General features: G+C 58.8%; 29 protein-coding genes and 1 pseudogene. 14 read left to right on the top strand and 16 right to left on the bottom strand.

All coding sequences use genetic code 11. The features are described from left to right. The first annotated feature begins 95 nt into the window (after positions 1–95). Positions 96–1,262, top strand: a complete 1,167-nt coding sequence (locus tag B195_RS00160) for an AAA family ATPase (protein ID WP_003437928.1) — start codon at positions 96–98, stop codon at positions 1,260–1,262. 51 nt (positions 1,263–1,313) lie between these two features. On the opposite strand, the gene B195_RS00165 is transcribed toward B195_RS00160, so the two are convergent. The 3 genes from B195_RS00165 to B195_RS00175 all read right to left on the bottom strand — a co-directional run bounded on the left by B195_RS00165 (position 1,314) and on the right by B195_RS00175 (position 3,825). Beyond that, entirely contained in the window at positions 1,314–2,096 is a 783-nt protein-coding gene (locus B195_RS00165) for a MetQ/NlpA family ABC transporter substrate-binding protein (RefSeq protein ID WP_003437927.1), read from the bottom strand. A gap of 200 nt (positions 2,097–2,296) precedes the next feature. Beyond that, positions 2,297–3,193: a sigma 54-interacting transcriptional regulator gene (locus B195_RS00170; protein ID WP_003437926.1), complete on the bottom strand. Its 897-nt coding sequence runs from the start codon at positions 3,191–3,193 to the stop codon at positions 2,297–2,299. A gap of 50 nt (positions 3,194–3,243) precedes the next feature. Beyond that, positions 3,244–3,825, bottom strand: a complete 582-nt coding sequence (locus B195_RS00175; protein WP_003437925.1) for an alpha/beta hydrolase — start codon at positions 3,823–3,825, stop codon at positions 3,244–3,246. 154 nt (positions 3,826–3,979) lie between these two features. On the opposite strand from B195_RS00175, the gene B195_RS00180 reads away from it, so the two are divergent. Further along, a complete protein-coding gene (locus tag B195_RS00180) occupies positions 3,980–4,459 on the top strand; it encodes a DUF962 domain-containing protein (protein WP_003437924.1) in 480 nt (159 codons plus the stop codon). A gap of 65 nt (positions 4,460–4,524) precedes the next feature. Here B195_RS00180 and B195_RS00185 read toward each other — a convergent pair whose 3' ends face one another. Both B195_RS00185 and B195_RS00190 read right to left on the bottom strand, forming a co-directional pair. Beyond that, the gene (locus tag B195_RS00185) at positions 4,525–5,172 is read right to left on the bottom strand and encodes an HAD family hydrolase (RefSeq protein WP_003437923.1); all 648 of its coding nucleotides are present in this window, start codon (positions 5,170–5,172) and stop codon (positions 4,525–4,527) included. Positions 5,173–5,194: 22 nt separating this feature from the next. Then, positions 5,195–5,743 (bottom strand): gamma carbonic anhydrase family protein, encoded by a 549-nt coding sequence (locus B195_RS00190; RefSeq protein WP_003437921.1) that lies wholly within the window; start codon positions 5,741–5,743, stop codon positions 5,195–5,197. A gap of 75 nt (positions 5,744–5,818) precedes the next feature. On the opposite strand from B195_RS00190, the gene prlC reads away from it, so the two are divergent. Both prlC and B195_RS00200 read left to right on the top strand, forming a co-directional pair. Beyond that, positions 5,819–7,897 carry an oligopeptidase A gene (gene prlC / locus B195_RS00195; RefSeq protein WP_165878373.1) on the top strand — a complete coding sequence of 693 codons (2,079 nt, stop codon included), beginning with the start codon at positions 5,819–5,821 and terminating at the stop codon, positions 7,895–7,897. Further along, positions 7,894–8,175 (top strand): YheV family putative zinc ribbon protein, encoded by a 282-nt coding sequence (locus B195_RS00200; protein ID WP_003437919.1) that lies wholly within the window; start codon positions 7,894–7,896, stop codon positions 8,173–8,175. Before prlC ends, B195_RS00200 begins: the two co-directional genes overlap by 4 nt. Before the next feature lie 47 nt (positions 8,176–8,222). Here the strand turns inward: B195_RS00200 and B195_RS00205 are convergent, their stop codons facing one another. From B195_RS00205 to oscA, 5 genes are all read right to left on the bottom strand, one after another. After that, a complete protein-coding gene (locus B195_RS00205) occupies positions 8,223–9,203 on the bottom strand; it encodes a sulfate/molybdate ABC transporter ATP-binding protein (protein ID WP_003437918.1) in 981 nt (326 codons plus the stop codon). A gap of 3 nt (positions 9,204–9,206) precedes the next feature. After that, entirely contained in the window at positions 9,207–10,079 is an 873-nt protein-coding gene (gene cysW / locus B195_RS00210) for a sulfate ABC transporter permease subunit CysW (RefSeq protein WP_003437917.1), read from the bottom strand. Positions 10,080–10,092: 13 nt separating this feature from the next. Continuing rightward, positions 10,093–10,911 (bottom strand): sulfate ABC transporter permease subunit CysT, encoded by an 819-nt coding sequence (gene cysT / locus B195_RS00215; RefSeq protein WP_003437916.1) that lies wholly within the window; start codon positions 10,909–10,911, stop codon positions 10,093–10,095. Between the two features lie 90 nt (positions 10,912–11,001). Next, the gene (locus B195_RS00220; RefSeq protein WP_003437914.1) at positions 11,002–12,015 is read right to left on the bottom strand and encodes a sulfate ABC transporter substrate-binding protein; all 1,014 of its coding nucleotides are present in this window, start codon (positions 12,013–12,015) and stop codon (positions 11,002–11,004) included. A 68-nt stretch (positions 12,016–12,083) separates the two neighbouring features. After that, positions 12,084–12,266, bottom strand: coding sequence for a sulfur starvation response protein OscA (gene oscA, locus B195_RS00225; RefSeq protein WP_003437913.1), 183 nt, complete (start codon positions 12,264–12,266; stop codon positions 12,084–12,086). A 406-nt stretch (positions 12,267–12,672) separates the two neighbouring features. Here oscA and B195_RS00230 point away from each other — a divergent pair, with 406 nt between their 5' ends. Beyond that, positions 12,673–12,942: a TIGR02647 family protein gene (locus tag B195_RS00230; RefSeq protein WP_003437912.1), complete on the top strand. Its 270-nt coding sequence runs from the start codon at positions 12,673–12,675 to the stop codon at positions 12,940–12,942. Positions 12,943–13,121: 179 nt separating this feature from the next. Further along, a pseudogene (locus tag B195_RS00235) lies at positions 13,122–14,396 on the top strand (class I adenylate cyclase); the annotation flags it as partial. Positions 14,397–14,452: 56 nt separating this feature from the next. Here the strand turns inward: B195_RS00235 and rnk are convergent. The 3 genes from rnk to cyaY form a co-directional block, all read right to left on the bottom strand. Beyond that, a complete protein-coding gene (gene rnk, locus B195_RS00240; protein ID WP_003437910.1) occupies positions 14,453–14,866 on the bottom strand; it encodes a nucleoside diphosphate kinase regulator in 414 nt (137 codons plus the stop codon). Between the two features lie 144 nt (positions 14,867–15,010). Next, positions 15,011–15,232: a DUF1289 domain-containing protein gene (locus B195_RS00245; protein ID WP_165439565.1), complete on the bottom strand. Its 222-nt coding sequence runs from the start codon at positions 15,230–15,232 to the stop codon at positions 15,011–15,013. Beyond that, the gene (gene cyaY / locus B195_RS00250) at positions 15,229–15,561 is read right to left on the bottom strand and encodes an iron donor protein CyaY (protein ID WP_003437908.1); all 333 of its coding nucleotides are present in this window, start codon (positions 15,559–15,561) and stop codon (positions 15,229–15,231) included. Before cyaY ends, B195_RS00245 begins: the two co-directional genes overlap by 4 nt. Before the next feature lie 203 nt (positions 15,562–15,764). On the opposite strand from cyaY, the gene B195_RS00255 reads away from it, so the two are divergent. The 6 genes from B195_RS00255 to B195_RS00280 are packed head-to-tail and all read left to right on the top strand — an operon-like array spanning position 15,765 to position 20,336. Then, positions 15,765–15,926 (top strand): lipoprotein, encoded by a 162-nt coding sequence (locus B195_RS00255; RefSeq protein ID WP_003437907.1) that lies wholly within the window; start codon positions 15,765–15,767, stop codon positions 15,924–15,926. Between the two features lie 9 nt (positions 15,927–15,935). Beyond that, positions 15,936–17,183: a diaminopimelate decarboxylase gene (gene lysA / locus B195_RS00260; protein WP_003437906.1), complete on the top strand. Its 1,248-nt coding sequence runs from the start codon at positions 15,936–15,938 to the stop codon at positions 17,181–17,183. Between the two features lie 4 nt (positions 17,184–17,187). Beyond that, a complete protein-coding gene (gene dapF / locus B195_RS00265) occupies positions 17,188–18,018 on the top strand; it encodes a diaminopimelate epimerase (protein ID WP_003437904.1) in 831 nt (276 codons plus the stop codon). Between the two features lie 13 nt (positions 18,019–18,031). Beyond that, positions 18,032–18,748, top strand: a complete 717-nt coding sequence (locus B195_RS00270; protein WP_003437902.1) for a DUF484 family protein — start codon at positions 18,032–18,034, stop codon at positions 18,746–18,748. A 2-nt stretch (positions 18,749–18,750) separates the two neighbouring features. Next, positions 18,751–19,647 (top strand): tyrosine recombinase XerC, encoded by an 897-nt coding sequence (gene xerC / locus B195_RS00275; RefSeq protein WP_003437900.1) that lies wholly within the window; start codon positions 18,751–18,753, stop codon positions 19,645–19,647. Then, on the top strand, positions 19,644–20,336 hold the full coding sequence (locus B195_RS00280; protein ID WP_003437898.1) for an HAD family hydrolase: 693 nt from the start codon (positions 19,644–19,646) through the stop codon (positions 20,334–20,336). Before xerC ends, B195_RS00280 begins: the two co-directional genes overlap by 4 nt. A gap of 95 nt (positions 20,337–20,431) precedes the next feature. On the opposite strand, the gene sutA is transcribed toward B195_RS00280, so the two are convergent. The 3 genes from sutA to glnK form a co-directional block, all read right to left on the bottom strand. Beyond that, the gene (gene sutA, locus B195_RS00285; RefSeq protein ID WP_003437896.1) at positions 20,432–20,758 is read right to left on the bottom strand and encodes a transcriptional regulator SutA; all 327 of its coding nucleotides are present in this window, start codon (positions 20,756–20,758) and stop codon (positions 20,432–20,434) included. A 504-nt stretch (positions 20,759–21,262) separates the two neighbouring features. Further along, the gene (locus B195_RS00290; RefSeq protein ID WP_003437894.1) at positions 21,263–22,600 is read right to left on the bottom strand and encodes an ammonium transporter; all 1,338 of its coding nucleotides are present in this window, start codon (positions 22,598–22,600) and stop codon (positions 21,263–21,265) included. 34 nt (positions 22,601–22,634) lie between these two features. After that, entirely contained in the window at positions 22,635–22,973 is a 339-nt protein-coding gene (gene glnK, locus B195_RS00295; protein ID WP_002555808.1) for a P-II family nitrogen regulator, read from the bottom strand. 417 nt (positions 22,974–23,390) lie between these two features. On the opposite strand from glnK, the gene B195_RS00300 reads away from it, so the two are divergent. Next, complete coding sequence (locus tag B195_RS00300) at positions 23,391–23,651, top strand: accessory factor UbiK family protein (protein ID WP_003437892.1); 261 nt, start codon at positions 23,391–23,393, stop codon at positions 23,649–23,651. Between the two features lie 46 nt (positions 23,652–23,697). Then, positions 23,698–24,144: a VOC family protein gene (locus tag B195_RS00305; protein ID WP_003437890.1), complete on the top strand. Its 447-nt coding sequence runs from the start codon at positions 23,698–23,700 to the stop codon at positions 24,142–24,144. Positions 24,145–24,279 lie beyond the last annotated feature (135 nt).

A 24,279-nucleotide genomic window follows, 5' to 3' on the forward strand; every position in this document is an offset into this window, starting at 1 on the left:
TTTTACATCCTGATACGACACACAGCGTAGAACAGGGTTCGGCGTCTGTGGGACTCTATGTGCACTGCACCTGTAGCTGTACTTCGAGGTCAACCATGCTCACCACCCTGGCTGTGGCCAACTACCGCTCCATCAACCAATTGGTGGTGCCCCTGGCCAGACTTAATCTGATTACCGGCCCCAATGGAAGTGGCAAATCGAATCTTTACCGTGCCCTGCGTTTATTGGCCGAAACCGCCCAGGGCGGGGTGATCAACGCGGTAGCCCGTGAAGGAGGGCTGGAATCAACATTCTGGGCCGGACCGGAGGTGATTTCACGACGCATGAAGCTCGGCGAGGTGGATATCAGCAGAACCGTACTCAGTGGCGTAAAGCGCCTGCGTCTGGGCTTCGCTGCCGATGATTTCAGCTATGCAATTGCCTTGGGGTTGCCACCGAACGATGAGACTTCGTCGTTCAATCTCGATCCGCAAATCAAGCACGAGAGTATTTGGTCGGGACCGATTTATCGCAAGGCCAGCGAGCTGGTTGAACGTAAAGGTCCGGTGGTCCGGTCCCGTGATGGCCGCGCCTGGAAGGTGTTGGCGCAGCACACGCCGGTTTTCGACAGTCTGTTTGATCAGGTCGGCAGTATGGATGCTTCGCCGGAAGTCTTGCAGTTGCGTGAGTCCATTCGCGGCTGGCGTTTTTATGACCACTTTCGCACCGACCCCGATGCCCCCGTTCGCCAGCCGCAGCTTGGCACCCGCACCCCGGTCTTGCATCACGACGGGCGCGACCTGGCAGCCGCGTTGCAAACCATTATTGAGATCGGCGACCCTCAAGCGTTACACACGGCAATCAGCGATGCCTTTCCCGGTGCGCGGCTGCAGATCCAGTTTGTTTCCGGCGGGCGCTTTGCCCTGGAGTTCTATCAGGAGGGGCTGCTGCGGCCATTGTCGGTGGCTGAACTGTCAGACGGCACCTTGCGCTACCTGCTGCTGATCGCAGCCCTGCTCACCCCTCGCCCACCCACCATGATGGTGCTGAACGAACCCGAGACCAGCCTGCATCCCGATCTGCTGCCGGCCCTGGCGCGGTTGATCATTCGTGCTTCGCAACAATCGCAAGTCTGGGTGGTGTCCCACGCCCGGCGTCTGATCGCGGCGCTGCAGCAAGATCTTGAGTGCAACTGCATCGTGCTGGAAAAAAACTTCGGCCAGACCGAGATCGTTGGCCAGCGCCTGCTGGATCAGCCCGCCTGGTACTGGGCGGACAAATAAAAACGCCGACGCTTTAAAAGCCGTCGGCGTTTTCACAAGGGCGGGCGTTGTTTAGAACGCAGGGACTACCGCACCTTTGTATTTCTGTTCAATGAAGGCTTTGACTTCAGGGCTGGTCAGGGCCTTGGCCAGCTTCTGGATCGCGTCGCTGTCCTTGTTGTCAGGACGGGCCACCAGGAAGTTCACGTATGGCGAATCGGCGCCTTCAATGATCAGCGCGTCGGTGGCCGGGTTCAGGCCCGCTTCCAGCGCGTAGTTGGTGTTGATCATGTCCAGGTCAACCTGATCCAGCACCCGTGGCAGCAGCGCGGACTCAAGTTCCTTGAACTTGAAGTTGTGCGGGTTCTTGGCGATGTCTTTCGGTGTGGAGACAGCATTGGTCGGGTCTTTGAGTTCGATCAGACCGGCCTTTTGCAGCAGGATCAACGCACGGCCACTGTTGCTGCCTTCGTTCGGGATGGCGATGGTCGCGCCGTCTTTCAACTCAGACAGGTTTTTGACTTTTTTCGAGTAGCCACCGAAGGGTTCAACGTGAACGCCGATCACGGTCACCAGATTGGTGCCTTTGCCTTTGTTGAAGCTTTCGAGGTACGGCAGGGTCTGGAAGTAGTTGGCATCCAGGTGCTTCTCGGCCACTTGTACGTTGGGCTGTACATAATCGGTGAACACTTTGACTTCCAGATCCACGCCTTCTTTGGCGAGGGTCGGTTTGATCAGCTCAAGGATTTCGGCGTGGGGTACCGGGGTCGCAGCGACCACCAGTTTCTCGCCAGCCTGTGCCAGGCCTGCAGTCAAAGCAGCCGCCAATGCGGTAAACAACAGAACCTTTTTCATGCAATGCCCTTAAGTGTGTGACCGTTCGGATGACGGTTTTATTGGAAGACGAAACGAACAATACCGAGATTCTTTATTCCCGAACAATAATATTTATTCAGCTTCTTATGCCATTTTGTTCACTTGCGATTTTCGTCGCAACCGTGGGAGCCGGCTTGCCGGCGATGCCATTCCTGGCTCGCCCGCTTCCACAGTGATGCTCAGGTCAACAGGTTTTTCAGTGCCGCCAGCTCCTGCGCCGTTGCGCCTTTGATGAACAGCTCAATCTGGCTCAGGGTGTCGGGCAGGTTCAGATGCTCGGGCTGGATCTCTTCGCCGGTACTGACCAGCAGCGCAAAGTGGATCACGTTCTCCAGCTCCCGGGTGTTGCCCGGCCAGCTGTGACGTTCCAGGACGCGCTGGGCACTGGTGCTGATAAAGGGCACGGGCAGGTTCAGGCGCTGGCTATAAATACCCAGAAAGTATTCCGCCAGCGACAAGATATCCCCGGGCCGTTCGCGCAAGGCCGGCAAGTCCAGGCGGCCTTCGCTGAGGTAGTGATACAGCCGTTCGTGGAACTTGCCGGCACTCACTGCCTGCGCCAGATCAATGCTGGTGGCCGCGACCAGGCGCACGTCTACCGGGCTCGGCTGATGGGCGCCCACGCGGGTGACTTCGTGGGTTTCCAGGGCGGCCAGCAGCTTGACCTGAATTGCCAGCGGCAAATCGCCGATTTCGTCCAGATACAACGTGCCGCCATTGGCCGAGCCGAACCATCCGGCACGGCTGCTGGCCGAACTGTTGTGTGCACCCGGGGCGTAGCCGAACAACTCTGCGTCGGCATAGGTGGGGCTGATCGCACCGCAGTTCACCGATACGAACAGGCCGGCGCGATCACTGCCACGGTGGATGTGGCGGGCGAGCAACTCCTTGCCGCTGCCGGTCTCGCCGCGAATCAGTACCGGCAACGCGCGTGGTGCCAGCTGTTCAAGGTCGTTGCGTAGCTGGCGCGAGCGCGGATCAACGAATACCAGCGCTTTGGCGCGAATACTCAACGGGCTTTTTTCAGCGTCGGGAAAGGTCAGCAATGGCTGACCGAAGGTTTCATGCAGGCTCATGGCTGGCTCCCGCCCGCCGCCGATGGGTGGGCGCGGGCGTTACAAAAAATTCATGCGCGGCGCAGTGCGCCTTGCTCGATGCGGGTTTGCAGGCGGTACAAAAAGGCGAACCCTTGTTCCCAGCGCTGGTGACCGGATTTGACGTTGATATGTCCGGCGCCGCTGATGATCCCGATCTTGGCACCCCACTGGCGGGCAAACTCCATGGCCCGTGGCGCACTGACCGCGGAGTCGTTATCGGAGCTGACAATCTGGCTCGGGAACGGCAACGGTTGCCGGGGAATCGGTGCAAAATTACGCAAGGCCGGGGCGCAGGCCGGGCGTTCGACATCGGCCGGGGCCACCAACAAGGCACCGCGTACCTGGCTCAGCAGGCTGGACGGCGCGCGCTCGGCCCAGTGCGCCACCGTGATGCACCCCAGGCTATGGGCAATCAGAATCACCGGGGTGCTGTCGGCGGCGATCGCTTCGGCCAGGGCTGCGATCCAGTCTTCACGCCGCGGCGTCAGCCAGTCGTCCTGCTCCACCCGGGTACTGTTCGGTAAGCTGTTTTGCCAGTGGGTTTGCCAATGATCGTCGGACGAACCTTGCCAGCCCGGCACTATCAAATAGCGTATCGATTCGTTGCCCATGGGTGTGCGTCTCCAGCGGTATGTGTGTTACCGAGTCAGTATAGGGACGGTTTTTAGATTCTCTAAGGAATAAGAAGCTATTTATTAATAACCAAAAAATCATTTTCGGCGCTGGGCTAAGCTCAGCACATCGTCCACTCCAAGAGCTGCCGCCATGAAAAGCCTGGTCGACCATCTAAGCCAATACGCCGCTTATCACCGTGACCCGCGCAATATCGTCAGCCATTTCATTGGTATCCCGCTGATCGTGGTGGCTGTTGCGGTGTTGTTGTCGCGCCCGCAATGGGCAGGGGTTTCTCCCGCGGTGCTGCTGATGCTGGGGGCGGCGGTGTTTTACTTACGCCTGGAGCTGCGCCTGGGGCTGCTGATGACGCTGCTGTTGGGTCTTGCCGTATGGCTGGGGCACAGCCTGGCGGCGCTGAGTACAGGCGCGTGGCTGGGCTGGGGGGTTGGCTTGTTTGTTGTCGGCTGGGGGATTCAGTTCGTCGGGCATTACTACGAAGGGCGTAAACCGGCGTTTATCGATGACGTGACCGGGCTGATCGTGGGGCCGCTGTTTGTGGTGGTGGAGCTGGGCTTTTTGCTGGGCTGGCGCGGGGATTTAAAGCGCGAGATCGAGGCGCGGCAGGTTTGACTGTGTGGGAGCCCGCTTGCTGGCGATGGCTGCATCGCTGGCAAGCCAGCTCCCACAGCCTTTTGTCAGCCTTTGAATGCCTGATGCAGCTGGGCCAGCGTCTCAAAGTGGTATTTGGGGGCGAAGGAATTCAGCTCTTCAAAGCTGCCAAAACCATAGCCCACGGCTGCCGCGTCCATGCCGTTGTCCCGGGCACCGATCAGGTCATGCTTGCGGTCGCCGATCATCAGGGTCTGGGTCGGGTCCAGCCCTTGCTCCTGCATCAAATGGGCAATCAGCTCGACCTTGTTGGTGCGGGTGCCGTCCAGTTCGCTGCCGTAGATCACTTTGAAGTGTTTGGCGAAATCAAAATGCCGGGCGATTTCCCGCGCGTAGACGTGGGGTTTGGACGTCGCGATAAACAGCTGGCGGCCCTGCCCTTGCAGCTCTTCAAGCAGTTGCTGGACGCCGTCGAAGACGTGGTTTTCATACAGGCCGGTGACCGCAAAACGCTCGCGATAGAAGCCCATCGCTTCCCACGCCCGAGCCTCGTCAAAGCCATAGGTGGCCATGAACTGTTGCAGCAGGGGCGGGCCGATGAAGTGTTCGAGTTTGCTCAGGTCGGGCTCATCAATGCCCATTTTGCCCAGGCCAAACTGGATCGAACGGGTGATGCCTTCACGCGGGTCGGTCAGGGTGCCGTCGAGGTCGAACAAAACGTTTTGGTAATGCATGCAGGGCTCCAGAATGGTGAGCTTAAACCGGCTGGTCGTAGCCTTCGGCCAGGTGCTGGTCTTTGAGTTTTACGTAGTTGCCGGCGCTGTAAGTGAAGAAGGCCTGTTCTTTTTCGGTCAGTTCGCGCACTTGCCTGACCGGGCTGCCGACATACAGAAAGCCGCTGGCCAGACGTTTGCCCGGGGGAACCAGGCTGCCGGCACCGACTATTACCTGGTCTTCGATGATGGCGCCGTCCATGACGATGCTGCCCATGCCGATCAGGATACGGCTGCCCACGGTACAGCCATGCAGCATGACTTTGTGCGCGATGGTCACGTCATCGCCGATCAACAGCGGGAAACCGTCCGGATTAAAGGGCCCGGCGTGGGTGATGTGGAGCACGCAGCCGTCCTGCACGCTGGTGCGCGCGCCGATGCGGATGCGGTGCATGTCGCCGCGGATGACGGTCAGCGGCCAGACAGAGCTGTCGGCGCCGATCTCGACATCGCCGATCACTACCGCCGAGCGATCGACAAAGGCGCGCTCGCCCAGGGTCGGTGTGTGCTGCTGGAACGGACGAATGGACACAAATTGCTTCCTTCTTTAGCAGTGATAGGGCGTAGCAGTGCTGCGGTCTGCAGCGATTGTAATTAAGATGGCCCAATGTTTCTTCAAGCCAAGGTGCCTAACGTGAGCGAGAACAACCCTCTTTTGCAGCCCTACGACCTGCCGCCGTTCTCGGCGATCCGTCCTGAGCACGTACAGCCGGCCATCGAGCAGATCCTCGCCGACAACCGCGCCGGCATTCAAAAAATCCTCGCCGACCAGGGTCAGAAGCCGACATGGGCCGGCCTGGTATTGGCGATGGATGAGTTGAACGACAGACTGGGCGCCGCCTGGAGCCCGGTCAGCCACCTGAATGCGGTGTGCAACAGCGCCGAACTGCGCGAAGCCTACGAGGCCTGCTTGCCTGCATTGAGCGCCTATTCGACCGAGATGGGCCAGAACCGCGAACTGTTCCAGGCCTTCGAAGCCCTGGCCCACAGCCCGCAAGTAGCGGACTTCGACCAGGCACAAAAAACCATTCTCGAGCATTCGCTGCGTGACTTCCGCCTGTCGGGTATCGATCTGCCGCCAGCCGAGCAAAAGCGCTACGCCGAGGTGCAGAGCAAGCTGTCGGAGCTGGGCAGCAAGTTTTCCAACCAGCTGCTGGACGCGACCCAGGCCTGGACCAAGCACATCACCGACGAAGCTGCGCTGGCGGGCCTGACAGAGTCGGCCAAGGCGCAAATGGCGGCAGCCGCCCAGGCCAAAGGCCTCGACGGCTGGCTGATCAGCCTGGAATTCCCGAGCTACTTCCCGGTCATGACCTACGCCGAAGATCGCGCCCTGCGTGAAGAAGTCTATGCCGCGTACTGCACCCGTGCCTCGGACCAGGGCCCGAATGCGGGCAAGTTCGACAACGGCCCGGTGATGGAAGAAATCCTCGACCTGCGCCAGGAACTGGCCCGGCTCCTGGGTTTTGCCAGCTTTGCCGAGCTGAGCCTGGCCACCAAAATGGCTGAAACCCCGGATCAGGTGCTGACCTTCCTGCGGGATCTGGCCAAGCGCAGCAAGCCATTTGCCGTCCGCGATCTGCAGCAGTTGCAGGCCTATGCTGCCGAGCAGGGTTGCCCGGAGCTGAAAAGCTGGGACAGCGGGTTCTTTGGCGAAAAGTTGCGCGAACAGCGTTACAGCGTGTCCCAGGAAGCACTGCGGGTTTACTTCCCGATCGACAAGGTACTGGGCGGCCTGTTTGCCATTGTGCAGAAGTTGTACGGCATCGAAATCGCTGAAATCAAGGGCTTTGATACCTGGCACCCGGACGTTCGACTGTTCGAAATCAAGGAAAACGGCCAGCACATCGGGCGTTTCTTCTTTGACCTCTATGCCCGCGCCAACAAGCGTGGCGGTGCATGGATGGACGGCGCTCGTGATCGCCGTCGCACCGCTGCCGGCACCCTGCAAAACCCGGTGGCCAACCTGGTGTGCAACTTCACGCCGGCGGTTGCGGGCAAGCCTGCGTTGCTGACCCACGATGAAGTCACCACGTTGTTCCACGAATTTGGTCACGGCCTGCACCACATGCTGACCGAGATCGAGCACGCGGGCGTGTCCGGTATCAACGGCGTGGCCTGGGATGCGGTCGAGTTGCCAAGCCAGTTCATGGAAAACTGGTGCTGGGAACCTGAAGGCCTGGCGCTGATTTCCGGTCACTACGAAACCGGCGAAGCCCTGCCCAAAGACCTGCTGGACAAGATGCTCGCGGCCAAGAACTTCCAGTCCGGGCTGATGATGGTTCGCCAGCTGGAATTCTCGCTGTTCGACTTCGAATTGCACGCCACCCATGGTGACGGGCGCAGCGTGGCGCAGGTGCTGGACGGTATCCGCGACGAAGTGTCGGTCATGCGTCCGCCGGCCTACAACCGCTTCCCCAACAGCTTTGCGCATATCTTTGCCGGCGGTTACGCGGCGGGTTATTACAGCTACAAATGGGCTGAAGTGCTGTCGGCGGATGCTTTCTCGCGCTTTGAAGAAGAAGGCGTGTTCAACCCGCAAACCGGCAAGGCTTTCCGTCAGGCGATTCTGGCCCGGGGCGGTTCGCTGGCACCGATGGAGTTGTTCAAGGACTTCCGTGGTCGTGAGCCTTCGATCGACGCGTTATTGCGTCACAGCGGTCTGACCGAGGACGCGGCAGCATGAGTGACACACCGGTGAACGTGACCAAAAAACGCTTTATCGCCGGGGCTGTCTGCCCGGCGTGCAGCGAGCCTGACAAGTTGATGATGTGGAACGAAGATGACGTACCGCACCGCGAATGCGTGGCCTGCGGTTATTCGGACACGTTGAATGAACAAGGCCTGTCGGTGCCCAAGGAATTGGGTACGCGGGTGAATGTTTCAGCCCTGAAAAAAGCCCCGGACCCCAAGGTCCAGGCCGTTCAGTTTTTTCCGAATCCGAAGCTGAAAAAACCGGAATAAAACACCCGCAGGAGCGAGCAAGCTCGCTCCTGCGACAGGTGTTGCTGTCAGCCCTTCTGCCATACCTTCGGCTTGAAGAACAACGTCTGGCCACGGGCCAGATCGGTCAGGCTGTCGTGGTCCTTGACCACTTCAACTTCGATCAGCTCGCTTTGCCCTTCAACTTTCAACGTCACCCGGGTGGTCGCACCCAACGGGCGGATGTCGCGTACCTCGGCACCATGGTGGTCTTCGAGTTCATGCCGCGACAGCGACACTTCGTGCGGGCGGAACAGCAGGTGCTGGTCTTCACCGACATGCAGGCGGTTGGAGTCGCCCAGAAAGTGGTACACGAAATCGCTGGCCGGGTTTTCGTAGACTTCGCCCGGTGAGCCGATCTGCTCGATCACACCCTTGTTCATGACCACGATGCGGTCGGCGACTTCCATCGCTTCTTCCTGGTCGTGGGTCACGAATACCGAGGTCAGGTTGATGTCTTCGTGAAGGCGCGCCAACCAGCGGCGCAGCTCTTTACGGACCTTGGCATCAAGCGCGCCGAACGGTTCGTCCAGCAACAGCACCTTGGGCTCTACGGCCAGGGCGCGGGCCAGGGCGATACGCTGGCGCTGACCACCGGACAATTGCTCAGGGTAACGATCCGACAACCAGTCCAGTTGCACCATGTTCAGCAGTTCATGAACTTTTTCGGCGATGCGGGTTTCACTCGGGCGCTCTTTTTTCGGCTTCATGCGCAGGCCGAAGGCGACGTTGTCGAACACCGTCATGTGGCGGAACAGGGCGTAATGCTGGAACACGAAACCGACGTTGCGATCGCGTACATCGTGGCCCGAGACGTCTTCACCGTGGAACACGATGTTGCCTTCGTCCGGAGTTTCCAGGCCTGCGATGATGCGCAGCAAGGTGGTTTTGCCACAGCCGGACGGGCCGAGCAGGGCCACCAGTTCGCCGCTGTGAATGTCCAGGTTGATGCTGTTCAGGGCCTTGAAGGCATTGAAGTTCTTGCTGACGTTACGGACTTCGATCGACATGGTTTATTCCTCCGCGGCGCTGGCGCGCAGGCGGTTAATACGGGATTCGCTCCACTGCTTGAGCAGCAGGATGAAGAGCGCCAGGATCAGCAACAGGGTGGCCACAGCGAAGGCGGCAACGTGGTTGTACTCGTTGTAGAGGATCTCGACGTGCAGCGGCAGGGTGTTGGTCACCCCGCGAATGTGCCCGGAAACCACCGACACCGCGCCAAATTCGCCCATCGCCCGTGCAGTACACAGCACCACACCGTAGATCAGGCCCCATTTGATATTGGGCACCGTGACGTGCCAGAACATCTGCCAGCCATTGGCGCCCAGCAGGCGTGCGGCTTCTTCTTCCTGCGTGCCCTGCTCCTGCATCAGCGGGATCAGCTCACGGGCGACGAAGGGCACGGTGACGAAGATGGTTGCCAGCACAATACCCGGCAGCGCGAACACGATCTGGATGTCGTGGTCCTGCAGCCATGGGCCCAGGAAGCCCTGGGCGCCGAACATCAGCACGTAGACCAGACCGGCGATGACCGGCGATACCGAGAACGGCAGGTCGATCAGGGTGACCAGGATGCTTTTGCCGCGGAAGCTGTATTTGCTCACGCACCAGGCTGCGCTGACGCCGAACACCACGTTCAGCGGTACCGAAATCACCACCGCAATGATGGTCAGCTTGAGTGCCGACAGGGCGTCGGGTTCGAGAATGGCGTCGAAGAACGTGCCGACGCCCATTTTCAAACCCTGGGACACCACGATCAGCAGTGGCAGCAACAGGAACAGGGTGAAAAACAGCCAGCCGAAGCCGATCAGCAGGCGCCGCGACAGCGGGCTGCCACGGCGGGCGGCGTTGGCTACGGTCGAGGCGCTCAGTGTTGAATTGGACATGGTCAGGCCTCCTTCACGGTTTTTCGATGCGCCGCTGAATCAAATTGATCACCAGCAGCAAAATGAAGGAAACCACCAGCATCATCACGCCAATGGCCGTGGCACCGGTGTAGTCGTATTGGTCCAACTTGACCATGATCAGCAGCGGCAAAATTTCAGTTTTGAACGGCATGTTGCCGGCGATGAAAATCACCGAGCCGTACTCGCCGACGCCACGGGCAAAGGCCAGGGCAAAACCGGTCAACCAGGCCGGCAACAAGGCCGGTACCAGGATGTAGCGGAACACTTGCAGAGGCTTGGCCCCCAGGCAGGCGGCGGCTTCTTCGATTTCACGGGGGATATCGGCCAGCACCGGCTGCACGGTACGCACCACAAACGGCAAGGTGACGAAGGTCAGTGCCAGGGTGATACCCATCGGGGTGTAAGCGATTTTGAAGCCCAGGTCGGCAGCGAACTGGCCGATCCAGCCGTTGGGGGCATACAGCGCAGTCAGGGCAATACCCGCTACGGCAGTCGGCAGGGCAAATGGAAGGTCGATCATGGCATCGATGACCTTGCGCCCGGGGAAGGTGTAGCGCACCAGGATCCAGGCCAGCACAGTGCCGATTACACCGTTGATGATCGCGGCAAAGAAGGCCGTACCAAAGCTCAGCTGCAATGCAGCCAGCACTCTGGGGGCGCTGATGATGGCCCAGAACTGGTCCCAGGTCAGTTGGGCGGCATGTACAAACATCGCCGCCAGTGGAATAAGCACGATGAGGCTGAGGTACACCAAGGTGTAACCCAGCGTCAGCCCGAAGCCGGGTATGACGGGGGAGATACGACGCGACATAAAAGTCCTTGGTTAACGCACGAAGCCCGCAAACCGATTGCGGGCTTAATGTTCTAGCTTTCAGCGAGGCTAACGCCCCGCTCCCACAGGTTATTGCGCCTGGTAGATCTGGTCGAACACGCCACCGTCATTGAAAAATTTCGGTTGCGCAGTCTTCCAGCCGCCGAAGTCTTTGTCGATAGTCACCAGTTCCAGTTTCGGAAACTGCGCGGCGTATTTGGCAGCGACTTTTTCGTCACGGGGACGGTAGAAGTTCTTCGCTGCTATTTCCTGACCTGCCGGGCTGTACAGGTGCTCGAGGTACGCTTTGGCGATCTCGGCATTGCCTTTTTTGTCGGCGTTTTTGTCGACTACAGCTACTGGCGGTTCGGCCAGAATCGACAGTGAAGGTACGACGATGTCGAACTTGTCAGCGCCGCCATCTTCTTTCAGGGCCAGGAAAGCTTCGTTTTCCCACGCCAGCAGTACGTCGCCCTGACCGTTGTTGACGAAGGTAATGGTCGACCCACGTGCACCGGTATCCAGCACCGGTACGTGTTTGAACAATGTTTTCAGGTATTGCTTGGCTTTTTCCTCGTCGCCACCGTTGGCTTTAAGGCCATAGGCATAGGCTGCAAGGAAGTTCCAGCGTGCGCCGCCGCTGGTTTTAGGGTTCGGGGTAATCACCGACACCCCGTCTTTGGTCAAATCAGCCCAGTCCTTGATCCCTTTAGGGTTGCCCTTGCGCACCAGGAACACGATGGTCGAGGTGTAAGGGGTGCTGGCATCCGGCAGGCGGGTTTGCCAGTTTTCCGGCAGGGAGCCTTTATTCAGTTTGGCGATTTCGTCGATGTCACCGGCCAGGGCCAGGGTCACTACGTCGGCACGCAGGCCATCAATGACGCCGCGCGCCTGTTTGCCCGAGCCGCCATGGGATTGCTGGATTTTGACGTTATCGCCGGGATGGCTGGCTTTCCAGAAATTGGTGAATTCTGCGTTGTAATCCTGGTACAGCTCACGGGTCGGATCGTAGGAAACGTTGAGCAATTCGTAATCTTTGGCCACAGCGGAGCCAGCAAAAATGGCACTGGCCAGCGCGGCCAAAGCGTAACGGCGTAGGGACATAGGTGAGGCTCCAAAGCATGCGTTTTTAGTTTTTATAAGCGTACCCGGCTGAGTACGCGTTCAACGATTCAGCTGGTTTTCTGGGTGGAGTTCTGCAGCCGGAATTTCTCTTTACGTTCGATTTGAACCACCTGAGCGTTGTGCACGGTGATTTCCACAGCACCAAAGCGCAGGTCTCGAAGCGCGCTCTGGATTTCCCGCAGAATGGTGGCTTCGTCCTGACCGTCAACGCTACGCAGAGATGCGCTCATGGTGTGCTCCTGAAAGATGGAATGGCTGGCGTGAGGGCAATAGTAGTGAGGCGGGGATATTCTTAAAAATACTATTTAAGAATGCTTATATAACTGAAAACTCATTTCTCCCTGAATGCCCGGATAACGCTCGGCTGCAGGCGCGCGCTGGCGTGGCATAGGCACAAAGCTATTTGGTTGCAATGGCGGGCGGATGCCGATGCGAGCAAGATTGCGCCTGCTGAGATTCGATTTGATCAGGCGCAAATGACGACTGCGACTACACTCCCAGAGCCTCGCCTGCGCGTCGACGCGAGGCAGGTACGACACGCTGCTTTACAAAGGTGGGAACTATCACTGGACAGCCAGCGACAGTGCGATCACTTTAGAGCGGAAGTCGTCTTTTCCTGCATAGTCTGGAGTCTTTATGTCGTTTACCCCTGAGTTGGTTGCCGAACTGGAAGTCCTCGCACAATTTAGTCTGGACAGTTCCCAGGAGGGTTTGAAAGTCCATCAAAGCGCTGATAAAAAGCTGGTTGAAGCTGCCAAGCGCCTGTATGCAAAAGATCTGATCACTCAGCCGGATGGTGGTTACCTCACGAGCCTGGGACGTGATGCAGTTGAACATGTGCAAACCCTGTTGACGATTCTGACTACCAAGCCTTTTGTAGCCGTACCCCTGGCAGAACTTGCCTGACGCCACGCATCGCCCTCGGGATCTAAAAGAATCATGATTCCGCGGGCACACTTCCTGCCCCGCGTAAAAAATCTGACGTCAAAAACACAATCGTTCTAAGCCTTTCTTGTGGCTGGCTGTAAACTCCCGTTCTGTAGCTCCCTACTTTTTCTTACCTGGCGAGCCGGTTTGAGTGTGAAATGACACCCCACCCTGAAATGCATTGCGCCTTCCATGAGGGAGTTGACCGACCGATTCTCAATCAACTGCGTGGGCGCTTCCTGACGGTCAATCAAGGACGTCTGGCCCGTGCAATGGAAGGCCTTGCACCACGTCAGCAGCGATTGCTGAACCTGCTGGCGCTGCTATTTCATGTGAACCACCCGTTATTGCCCGGCTATGTGTCGGACTGCACCCCGGCCGGGGTGTCAGGTTATGAACCCGATGCCGACACACTCGCCCTTGCGCAGCATCTTGTCTGCAACTTTTCCTACACGAGCTGTTCAGCCAGGCCGCAGTTGATTCATGGGCTTTTTTTGATGGGCAGTCTGGGGACGTTGGCCCAGACCGATCAAAGCGACATGGATGTGTGGCTTTGCCATGGTCCGGATTTGTCGCAAGTGGCGTTGCAGGCATTGCGCAACAAATGCCATCGCCTGGAGCAGTGGGCGGCGAGCCAGGGCTGTGAAGCCCACTTCTATCTGATCGACGCGCAACGCTTTGCGCGGGGCGAACGTGAGGTTCAGCCGTGTTCGGGCAATGGCAGCACAACGCAGCACAATTTGCTGCTCGATGAATTTTATCGCACCGCCATCTGGCTCGCGGGGCGCATACCGCTGTGGTGGTGGGTGCCGGTCAATGCAGAAGTCCGGTATGACGAGTTCACCCGTAATTTGTTGAGCAAAGGCCTTATCGGATCCGGTGAGGTGATTGATCTTGGGCATCTGGCGCACATTCCGCCAGGCGAGTTCCTGGGCGCCGGGCTGTGGCAATTGTTCAAGGGCATAGAGTCGCCCTACAAGTCGGTGCTCAAGCTGTTACTGATTGAGGTCTATGCCAGCGAGCACCCGCAGGTGCACTGCCTGAGCCTGCGTTTCAAGCAGGCGGTATACGCCAACCAGTTGAATCTCGATGAGCTGGACCCTTACGTGGTGGTGTACCGGCGTATCGAGCGCTACCTGATTGCCCGTGGTGACCTGCGACGACTGGAGCTGGTGCGCCGCAGCCTGTACCTGAAGGTTAATTGCAATCTGACCGGCAGCGCCGTACCGCGCGGGGTGCCGTGGCAGCGCCAGTTGCTTGAGCGCCTTACCCGGGAGTGGGGCTGGGGGGAGTGTCAGCTGGCTTCGCTCGACAATCGTTCGCAGTGGAAGGCTGAAGAGGCCTGCCACGAACGCCTGGCGCTGGCTCAAGAGCTGAGTGTCAGCTATCGGTTTTTGAGCCGGTTCGCCCTTGATGAGCAGGCTGGCGCGTTGCAAAGAAGCTGGGGTAGCGCCGCGAAGCCGAGCGCTACCGTCGTGACGTCGGGGGCTTAAGCGGTAAAGTCGGCGGGGGCTTTTGGCTGGTATTCCACTTCGAGCAGTTCCAGCTTGAGGGTTTTGCCGCCCGGCGCTGGCCAATTGATGTGCTGGCCTACTTGCAGACCCAGCAGTGCGCTGCCGACGGGCGCCAGAATCGAAATCTTGCCTTCGTCCGCATTGGCGTCCTTGGGGTAAACCAGGGTCAGGCGATAGTCCTTGCCACTGCTTTCTTCGCGGCAATGGACACGCGAGTTCATGGTCACAACGCCAGCAGGCACTTCTTCGTGGCCGACGATGGTTTCGGCGCGATCGAGTTCAGCTTGCAAAGCCTCAACGCCAGGAGTCGTTTCCGGCAGGCTGTCGATGAGTTGCTCAAGACGCTGAACGTCCAGACGGGTGAGGATGAGTGGGGTTGGGGTGCTCATGACCTGGCAGACTCCTTTTTTCTGCACAAAAAAGCAAAACCCCGCCGGAAAATGGCGGGGTTTTGACGAACCTCGTTAGTGCGAGGCGAACCCGGACACTACCACAGCAAAATAAATACACAAGCTGGTGACAGTGATCCGGGGTCAGTGGCCTGGCATGCGGCGTTGCCGGGCCTGTTCACAAATCACCCGACGCCGCTGGTCGTCTGCCGAGCGCCACTCGCGGATATCTTCAACGTGGCGAAAGCAGCCCAGACACACTTTGTGTTCATCCAGCCGGCAAGTGCTGATACATGGGGACGGTACTGCCGGACTGATATTGCTGTACAGGGGTTTAGCGGGTTTAGCAGGAGCAGTCACAATCAGATCTCTTCAAATTCCAGCTCGGCGCCTGCGTGTTCCTTGGTCAGCCGATGGACCATTTCGCTGAGCAACTCGTCGCTTTTATCGCACTTCCACGAACTGCGTTTTTCATCGTAGTCAAAGTGAAAACCGCCATTGGGAGCGGCAAGCCAGAGCTGAAGCACAGGTGCCTGGCGGCTGAAGATCAGCGCTTTGCCATTCTCAAACTTGACCGTCAGGATTCCGGCGGAATTTTCTACATCTACGTCCAGATTACAGTCGTCGAAGATGTCTTCCAGATTTTCCTGGGTGGCATCGACCAGATCGTGAAAACGGGCTTCAGTCAAACTCATGGTGGAACCTCGTAGTGTCTAGTCATGCTCGGAACTCGCAAGATACGGGCGCTCCAGGCCGATTGCAAACCCTAAGACAGCGTTCGGCCAACCACCACTGATTATCCAGACAGGTGCTCCTGTTCGAGCTGTCTGCTGCATAGGCAAGCTGGTAGGCGCTGGGTATACTCGGGCGCAATTAACGCTTTCCAAAGGATTTCGCCATGAAGCGCCTGATCTCTTCTATTGCTGCGCTCGTCGCGGTCGCCTGCCTTGTTTCTGCCTGTGGTCAAAAAGGTCCGCTGTATCTGCCCGATGACAGCCAAAACCCCGATGACCAAGCGAAATCGTCGCAATCGCAATCGCAAGCGCATAAGCACCAATAAGGGAACACCATGGACGCTTTTAACTATCGGGACGGCGAGCTGTTCGCTGAAGGTGTCGCACTGACGGCCATTGCCGAGCGCTTTGGCACGCCGACGTACGTTTATTCCCGGGCGCACATCGAGGCGCAATACAACGCTTTTGCCAATGCGCTGGACGGCATGCCGCACCTGGTGTGTTTTGCGGTCAAGGCCAACTCCAACCTGGGCGTGCTCAATGTCCTGGCGCGTCTGGGCGCCGGTTTCGACATTGTGTCCCGTGGTGAGCTGGAGCGTGTGCTGGCCGCGGGCGGCTCGGCAGACAAAATCGTGTTTTCCGGTGTCGGCAAGACCCGCGACGACATGCGTCGCGCCCTGGAAGTGGGCGTGCACTGTTTCAACGTCGAGTCCACCGATGAGCTGGAGCGCCTGCAAGTGGTGGCCGCCGAGCTGGGTGTTCGCGCGCCGGTCTCACTGCGGGTCAACCCGGACGTCGATGCGGGTACGCATCCGTACATCTCCACCGGCCTCAAGGAAAACAAGTTCGGCATCGCCATTGCCGATGCCGAGGATGTGTACATCCGCGCCGCCCAGTTGCCGAACCTGGAAGTGGTTGGCGTCGATTGCCATATCGGTTCGCAACTGACCACCCTCGAGCCTTTCATCGATGCCCTCGACCGCCTGCTGGGGCTGGTTGATCGCCTGGGCGATTGCGGCATCTATCTGCGTCATATCGACCTTGGCGGTGGCCTGGGTGTGCGTTACCGCGATGAAGAGCCGCCACTGGCCGGGGATTACATCAAGGCCGTGCGCGAGCGTCTCGACGGTCGTGATCTGGCGCTGGTATTTGAGCCGGGCCGTTTTATTGTGGCCAACGCGGGCGTACTGTTGACCCAGGTTGAGTATCTCAAGCACACCGAGCACAAAGATTTTGCCATCGTCGATGCGGCCATGAACGACCTGATTCGCCCGGCGCTGTACCAGGCCTGGATGGACGTGACTGCGGTTCGCCCGCGTGACACTCAGGCCCGTGCTTACGACATCGTGGGGCCGATCTGCGAAACCGGCGACTTCCTGGCAAAAGACCGCCAGTTGGCGCTGGCTGAAGGTGATTTGCTGGCTGTGCATTCGGCCGGTGCCTACGGCTTTGTCATGAGCTCGAACTACAACACCCGTGGTCGCGCCGCAGAAATTCTGGTGGATGGCGACCAGGCGTTTGAAGTTCGCCGCCGCGAGACCGTAGCTGAGTTGTTTGCCGGCGAAAGCCTGTTGCCGGAGTAATCCCATGTTGCTGCGTTTTACTAAAATGCACGGGCTGGGCAATGACTTCATGGTTCTCGACCTGGTCAGCCAGCACGCGCATATTTTGCCCAAGCATGCCAAGCAATGGGGTGATCGGCACACGGGCGTCGGTTTCGATCAGCTGTTGCTGGTCGAAGCGCCGAGCAATCCTGAGGTGGACTTCCGTTACCGGATCTTCAACTCCGACGGTTCCGAAGTTGAGCAGTGCGGTAACGGTGCACGCTGCTTCGCGCGCTTTGTGCTCGACAAGCGTTTGACCACCAAGCGCCAGTTCAAGGTCGAAACCAAAGGCGGCATTATCGAACTGAATGTGCGCAGCGACGGGCAAATCAGCGTCGACATGGGGCCGCCGCGACTGGTCCCCGAAGAGATCCCGTTCATTGCCGACGCCCAGGCGCTGAGCTATGAACTGGATGTCGACGGCCAGCGCGTTGAACTGGCAGCCGTCTCGATGGGCAACCCCCATGCGGTGTTGCGCGTTGACGATATCAACGCTGCGCCGGTGCATGAACTGGGGCCAAAAATTGAACATCACCCGCGCTTTCCGGCGCGGGTCAATGTCGGTTTTCTGCACGTTATAGATCGTCAGCGCGGGCAACTGCGGGTCTGGGAGCGTGGTGCCGGGGAAACCCAGGCCTGCGGTACCGGTGCCTGTGCCGCGGCAGTGGCGGCGATCAGCCAGGGCTGGATGGACTCGCCGTTGATTCTGGATTTGCCCGGTGGACGCCTGTCCATCGAGTGGGCAGGCCCGGGTCATTCGGTGATCATGACCGGCCCGGCGATGCGTGTTTACGAAGGACAAGTCCGTTTATGAGTGAGCGCTAACGATGACCGACAAGCCACAGTCTGCAGATCTCGAAATGCCTGCTGAAACCCCGGAGACGGCGACGGTTGCGGCCTATCTGCAAGCTCACCCGGATTTCTTCAGCCAGCGTGAGGAGTTGCTCCTGTCGCTGCGGATTCCTCACCAGCGCGGCGATACGATTTCGCTGGTAGAACGACAGCTGGAACTGTTGCGTGGCCGTAATATCGAGATGCGTCATCGTTTGTCACAGTTGATGGACGTAGCCCGCGACAATGATCGGCTGTTCGAAAAAACCCGTCGCCTGAACCTTGCCTTGATGGACGCCACCAGCCTTGAAGAGCTGGTGATTGCCGTCGAAGACAGCCTGCGTCAGGACTTTCAGGTGCCGTTCGTCAGCCTGGTGCTGTTTGGTGACAATCCCATGCCGGTCGGTCGTTGGGTCAGCAGCGCCGATGCTCAGCGTGCCCTGGGTGGCTTGCTGACTGAAGGCAAGGCCGTCAGTGGCAGCTTGCGTGAGCATGAACTGGACTTTTTGTTCGGTGAAGAGCAGCGCAAAGAGATTGGTTCCACCGCGGTGGTGGCCCTCAATCATCTGGGGCTGCATGGTGTGCTGGCCCTTGCCAGCCGCGATCCGCAGCACTACAAAAGCTCGGTAGGCACGCTGTTCCTCGGTTATATCGCGCAAGTACTGGGCCGTGTATTGCCGCGCTTCACCAACGCCCTGCGCCCGGTACGTTAGTCATGGAGCGACAGCTGGACGCTTACTGCACCCACCTGCGCAGTGAGCGCCAAGTGTCGCCCCATACGCTGCAGGCCTACCGCCGCGACCTGAACAAGGTGCTGGCGTTTTGCAGCAAAGAATCAATTGCCGGCTGGCGCGCACTGGATATCCAGCGCCTGCGCCAACTGGTGTCGCGTCTGCATCAGCAAGGCCAGTCCTCACGCAGCATTGCCCGCTTGTTGTCGGCAGTGCGAGGGCTCTATCACTATCTGAATCGTGAAGGCCTGTGCGATCACGACCCGGCCAATGGCCTGGCGCCGCCCAAAGGCGAGCGTCGCCTGCCCAAAACCCTCGACACGGACCGGGCTCTGCAATTGCTTGAGGGCGCGGTTGAAGACGAATTTCTGGCCCTGCGTGACCAGGCCATCCTGGAGCTGTTCTACTCATCGGGGCTGCGCCTGTCAGAGCTCACGGGGCTCAATCTGGATCAGCTCGACCTGGCCGACGGACTGGTTGAAGTACTCGGCAAGGGCAGCAAGACCCGGGTGCTGCCAGTGGGCAGAAAGGCCCGTGAGGCGCTGCAGGCGTGGTTGCCGTTGCGGGCACTGGCCAACCCGGAGGATGACGCCGTGTTTGTCAGTCAGCGTGGCAGGCGTCTTGGGCCGCGGGCCATTCAGTTGCGGGTCAAGGCCGCCGGCGAGCGCGAGTTGGGGCAAAATCTGCATCCGCACATGTTGCGTCATTCATTTGCCAGCCATTTGCTGGAGTCCTCCCAGGACTTGCGCGCCGTGCAAGAATTGCTCGGGCATGCCGACATCAAGACCACTCAAATCTATACCCATCTGGATTTCCAGCATCTGGCAACGGTCTATGACAGCGCCCACCCAAGGGCCAAACGCAGTAAGGGCAATGAATGACCATTGAGTTGATTACCTTCGACCTCGACGACACCCTGTGGGATACCGCGCCGGTGATTGTCAGTGCTGAAACCCGGTTGCGCGAATGGTTGGTTGCCAATGCACCAAAAGTGGGCGCGTTGGACGTTGCGGCGTTTCAGGCACTGCGTCAGCAGGTATTGAGCGACGAGCCGCAATTGCGTCACCGAATCAGCGCGCTGCGCCGGCGGGTGTTATTCCATGCATTGCAGGGCGCGGGTTACATGAACGCTGCAACCCTGGCAGACCAGGCATTTGAGGTGTTCATCGAGGCCCGGCATGCGCTGCAGCTGTTTCCGCAGGCAGAGCCGGTACTGACGATACTGGCCCGGGATTACAACCTGGGCGTGGTGACCAACGGCAACGCCGATGTGCGGCGCATCGGCCTGGGGCATCACTTCAAGTTCGTGCTGTGCGCCGAAGACATCGGTATTGCCAAGCCGGATGCGCGCCTGTTTCACGAGGCACTGGTGCGTGGCGGCAATATCTCGCCTGCGGCAGCCGTGCACGTGGGCGATCACCCCGGTGATGATATTGCCGGAGCCCAGCAGGCGGGCATGCGCGCGATCTGGTTCAACCCCGGCGGCAAGCGCTGGGAAGGCGCCAAGGCTGCGGATGCCGAGATCGGCTGCCTGAGTGAGTTGCCGGCGGTGTTGAAACACATTTTGTAGGAGCAAGCTCGCTCCTGCAGAAGATGGGCCAAGGCTGCAGACACAAAAAAACCCGCAGCGACGGCGGGTTTTTTCTTCAAGCCGGCAATAAATCCTTAGATAGGACGGCTGCCGTACTTGTTGTCAGGCTTCTTGGGTGGGTCTGCCACCACGTTGGCCTCGACTTCCTGCACCTTGCCACCTTTGGACAAAAACTCTTCCATGGCACGGGCCAGAGCATCACGCTCCTTGTTTTTGGCTTCTACACTCGGCAGGTCATCAATCGACACTGCAGCCTTGGATTTACCTTTGGCTGCCGGAACCGGAGCATCGTCGCCACTGTCGTCGTCTGCAACGTCTTCGGCTGCCGCTTCCAGGCCTTCCTCGGTTTCGTCCTCGTCACCTACTTCGAGGTCATCATTTTCCAGATCGTCGTCGCTCATGTTCTACCCCATGACTTACTTAAAGCAGATTAGTTATATAGACCAGATGCGACAAATGTCGACCGCCGCCGGTGAAAAAGTAGCCTTGGGTAAACCTCGGCTCACGCCTCACCACTGATTAAAATGATGAGGACTTTACGAGCGCAGCAACAATTGCGGCACTCGCCCAAATAAGCACCTTGCCGAACGTCCGGTGCCAGTTGTTCCGCTGTGTTGGCTGGAGCAACCGGCAGCCCGGCCCTTGGGCCTTGAAAGCGTCTGGAGGTCATCCCCGCCTTCGTCCTGCCAGGACACAGTTTTGTGGCCTTCGGCGCGCATTCTAGCGCGCTGGAAAAAAAAGCAAAGCAGCTAATAGTCGAGTTGCGCTGTAAGTGATCATCCTACAAATCATTGCCGAACCGATCTCGGGACATGGGAGCAGGAAAAGTCATCTGATTGTTGCGAATCAGGCCACATTACAGACAAAAAAATACCCGGCGTGCCGGGTATTTTTCTGACCGTCAGTTACAGGTTGTAACCGCGTTCGTTGTGTTGTGCCAGGTCCAGGCCAACTGCCTCTTCCTCTTCAGCCACACGCAGGCCGATTACGGCATCCAGCACTTTGAGTATGACGAAGGTCACAATCGCGGTGTAGATCACGGTGAAGGCAACGCCTTTGCACTGAATCCAGACTTGAGCGGCGATATCGGTCACGGTGCCGAAACCGCCCAGGGCCGGCGCTGCAAACACACCGGTAAGGATGGCACCGACAATGCCGCCGATACCGTGTACGCCGAATGCATCCAGCGAATCGTCATAGCCCAGCTTGCGCTTGAGGCTGGTGGCGCAGAAGAAGCAGATCACACCCGCCGACAGGCCGATCACGATCGAACCCATAGGGCCAACGGTGCCTGCTGCCGGGGTGATGGCAACCAGACCGGCGACCACGCCAGAGGCGATCCCCAATGCACTTGGTTTGCCGTGGGTGACCCACTCGGCAAACATCCAGCCCAGCGCCGCTGCCGCAGTTGCGATCTGGGTCACCAGCATCGCCATGCCGGCGGTGCCGTTGGCGGCAGCTGCCGAACCTGCGTTGAAACCGAACCAGCCGATCCACAGCATGGCGGCGCCCACCAGGGTGTAGCCAAGGTTGTGCGGGGCCATCGGAGTGTTCGGGTAGCCTTTGCGCTTGCCGAGCACGATGCACGCTACAAGGCCTGCAATACCGGCGTTGATATGCACCACGGTACCGCCCGCGAAATCCAGCACGCCCCAGTCCCACAGCAGGCCACCATTACCGCTCCACACCATGTGGGCAATTGGTGCATACACCAGGGTGAACCACACACCCATGAAAATCAGCATGGCCGAGAACTTCATGCGTTCGGCAAAGGCGCCGACGATCAGTGCCGGGGTGATGATGGCGAAGGTCATCTGGAAGGTGATGAACACCGCTTCCGGAAACAGTGCGGTAGAGGACGTCAGGCTGTCCGGAGTCACCCCTGCCAGGAAGGCTTTGGAGAACCCGCCGATGAACGAGTTGAAGTTGGTGACGCCCTGCTCCATGCCCGTGGTATCGAACGTGATGCTGTAGCCATAAATGACCCACAGAATGCTGATCAAACCGGTAATGGCGAAGCACTGCATCATCACGGAAAGAATGTTTTTGGAGCGCACCATGCCGCCGTAGAACAGCGCCAGGCCGGGGATGGTCATAAACAGCACCAAAGCCGTTGCAGTCAGCATCCAGGCGGTGTCGCCCGAATTGAGGACTGGAGCCGCTACTTCGTCTGCCGCCATGGCCAGGCCTGGCATTACGACGGACAGCAGGGCTCCGAGCCCTGCGATTTTACGCAGAGTCATAGTGTTTTCTCCTGGGGCGTTGGGGTATGGCGGCTTAGATTGCGTCGGTATCGGTTTCGCCGGTACGGATGCGGATAGCCTGTTCCAGATTGACCACGAAAATCTTGCCGTCACCAATCTTGCCGGTGTTGGCAGCCTTGGTTATCGCCTCGATAACCCGGTCAAGATCTTTGTCGTCGATGGCGACATCAATCTTCACCTTTGGCAGAAAATCGACCACATATTCCGCGCCGCGATACAGCTCGGTGTGACCTTTCTGCCGGCCGAAGCCTTTGACCTCAGTAACGGTAATGCCCTGCACGCCGATTTCAGACAGCGACTCGCGCACGTCGTCTAACTTGAACGGCTTGATTATGGCGGTGACTAGCTTCATGAAACTTCTCCCGAATTGGTGGACTTGCCCCAGGAAAACAAACCCGGCTCAAGTCTAAGCGCAGTGTCTGGCTTTGTAACGCATCGTCAGCCTTGTTCAGGCTGTTCCACGTGTCTCAATCGCCGGTGACGAAAGCTTTCCCTGAACCACCTGCCGCACTGCCTAGGTCACAGCTACTGCATCAGTGCCTGAGTCACAGCCAACTAAGCAGAAACCTTGCCATGTCTGGAAAAGTCAGTAATTACAGGGAGATACCCATAGCTGATGGCTTTTGGCCTGATTTGGCAGGGCATTTGTGCACGTAAACAGTGCGTGCCCGGCAGGCCAGGCGCCCAAAAATCGTGCGAAGGCCCCCGAAGATTGGGCCCGGACACTGCGTGATACACTCGCCACCATCAGTTTTTCAGGACCTTACCCATGCTCGCGCCCAAAGACCTCCTCGACGCCCTGAGTGGCCATGCTTCCCGTGTGCTCAGTGGCGAAACTGCGCTGCCGCGCAATGAAATCGAAAGCCAGTTCAAAGCCTTGCTGCAAAGCGGTTTCAGCAAGCTGGATCTGGTGAGCCGTGAAGAGTTCGACAGCCAAATGGTGGTTCTGGCCCGCACCCGTGCCCGCCTCGAAAGCCTGGAAGCCAAGGTGGCCGAGCTGGAAGCCAGATTGCTGCCGCCGACCGAATAACGCGCCAAGGCGGTGCGTTTACCCATATGAACAAGGACGTTTTTGTATGTTGGTGATGAATCGGCTGGTCCCCGAGATGATCGTCTCGGACCTTGCCAGCAGCCTGGATTTTTACTGCGCAGTGCTGGGCTTTCAGATCGAGTACCAGCGACCTGAGCATCAGTTTGCGTTTCTGTCATATCACGGCAGCCAGCTGATGCTGGAGCAGGATGATCTTGAACCCTCCTCCTGGCGGGTCGGGCCGCTGGAGGCGCCTTTCGGGCGAGGCATCAACCTGTCGATCAAATGCCCCGACGTCCAGGCCCTGATCGACCGTTTCGAAGCCGCCGGGTACACATTGCGCAAACCCCTTGAAGAGCGCTGGTACCGCAGCAACGAGGTGTTGTTCGGTGAGCGCAACTGCCTGCTGCTCGACCCCGATGGCTACCTGCTGCGCTTTGCCGAGGACCTGGGAACCCGGGCCGCCACCGGGACACCCGCGATGCCAGGGTGATCCACCGCTCATTTTTTGAACCAATACGGCTCCCCAGATAATGGCCATTTGACTCTATGGCCCTTAAACATTACTGTCGCCAGCTAATCAAGGAAGCGGTACGGACTCATGTCCGGGTTTTGCCGCGCGAACTTA

Source organism: Pseudomonas sp. Lz4W (assembly GCF_000346225.2).
GTDB classification, from domain to species: Bacteria; Pseudomonadota; Gammaproteobacteria; order Pseudomonadales; family Pseudomonadaceae; genus Aquipseudomonas; species Aquipseudomonas paraversuta.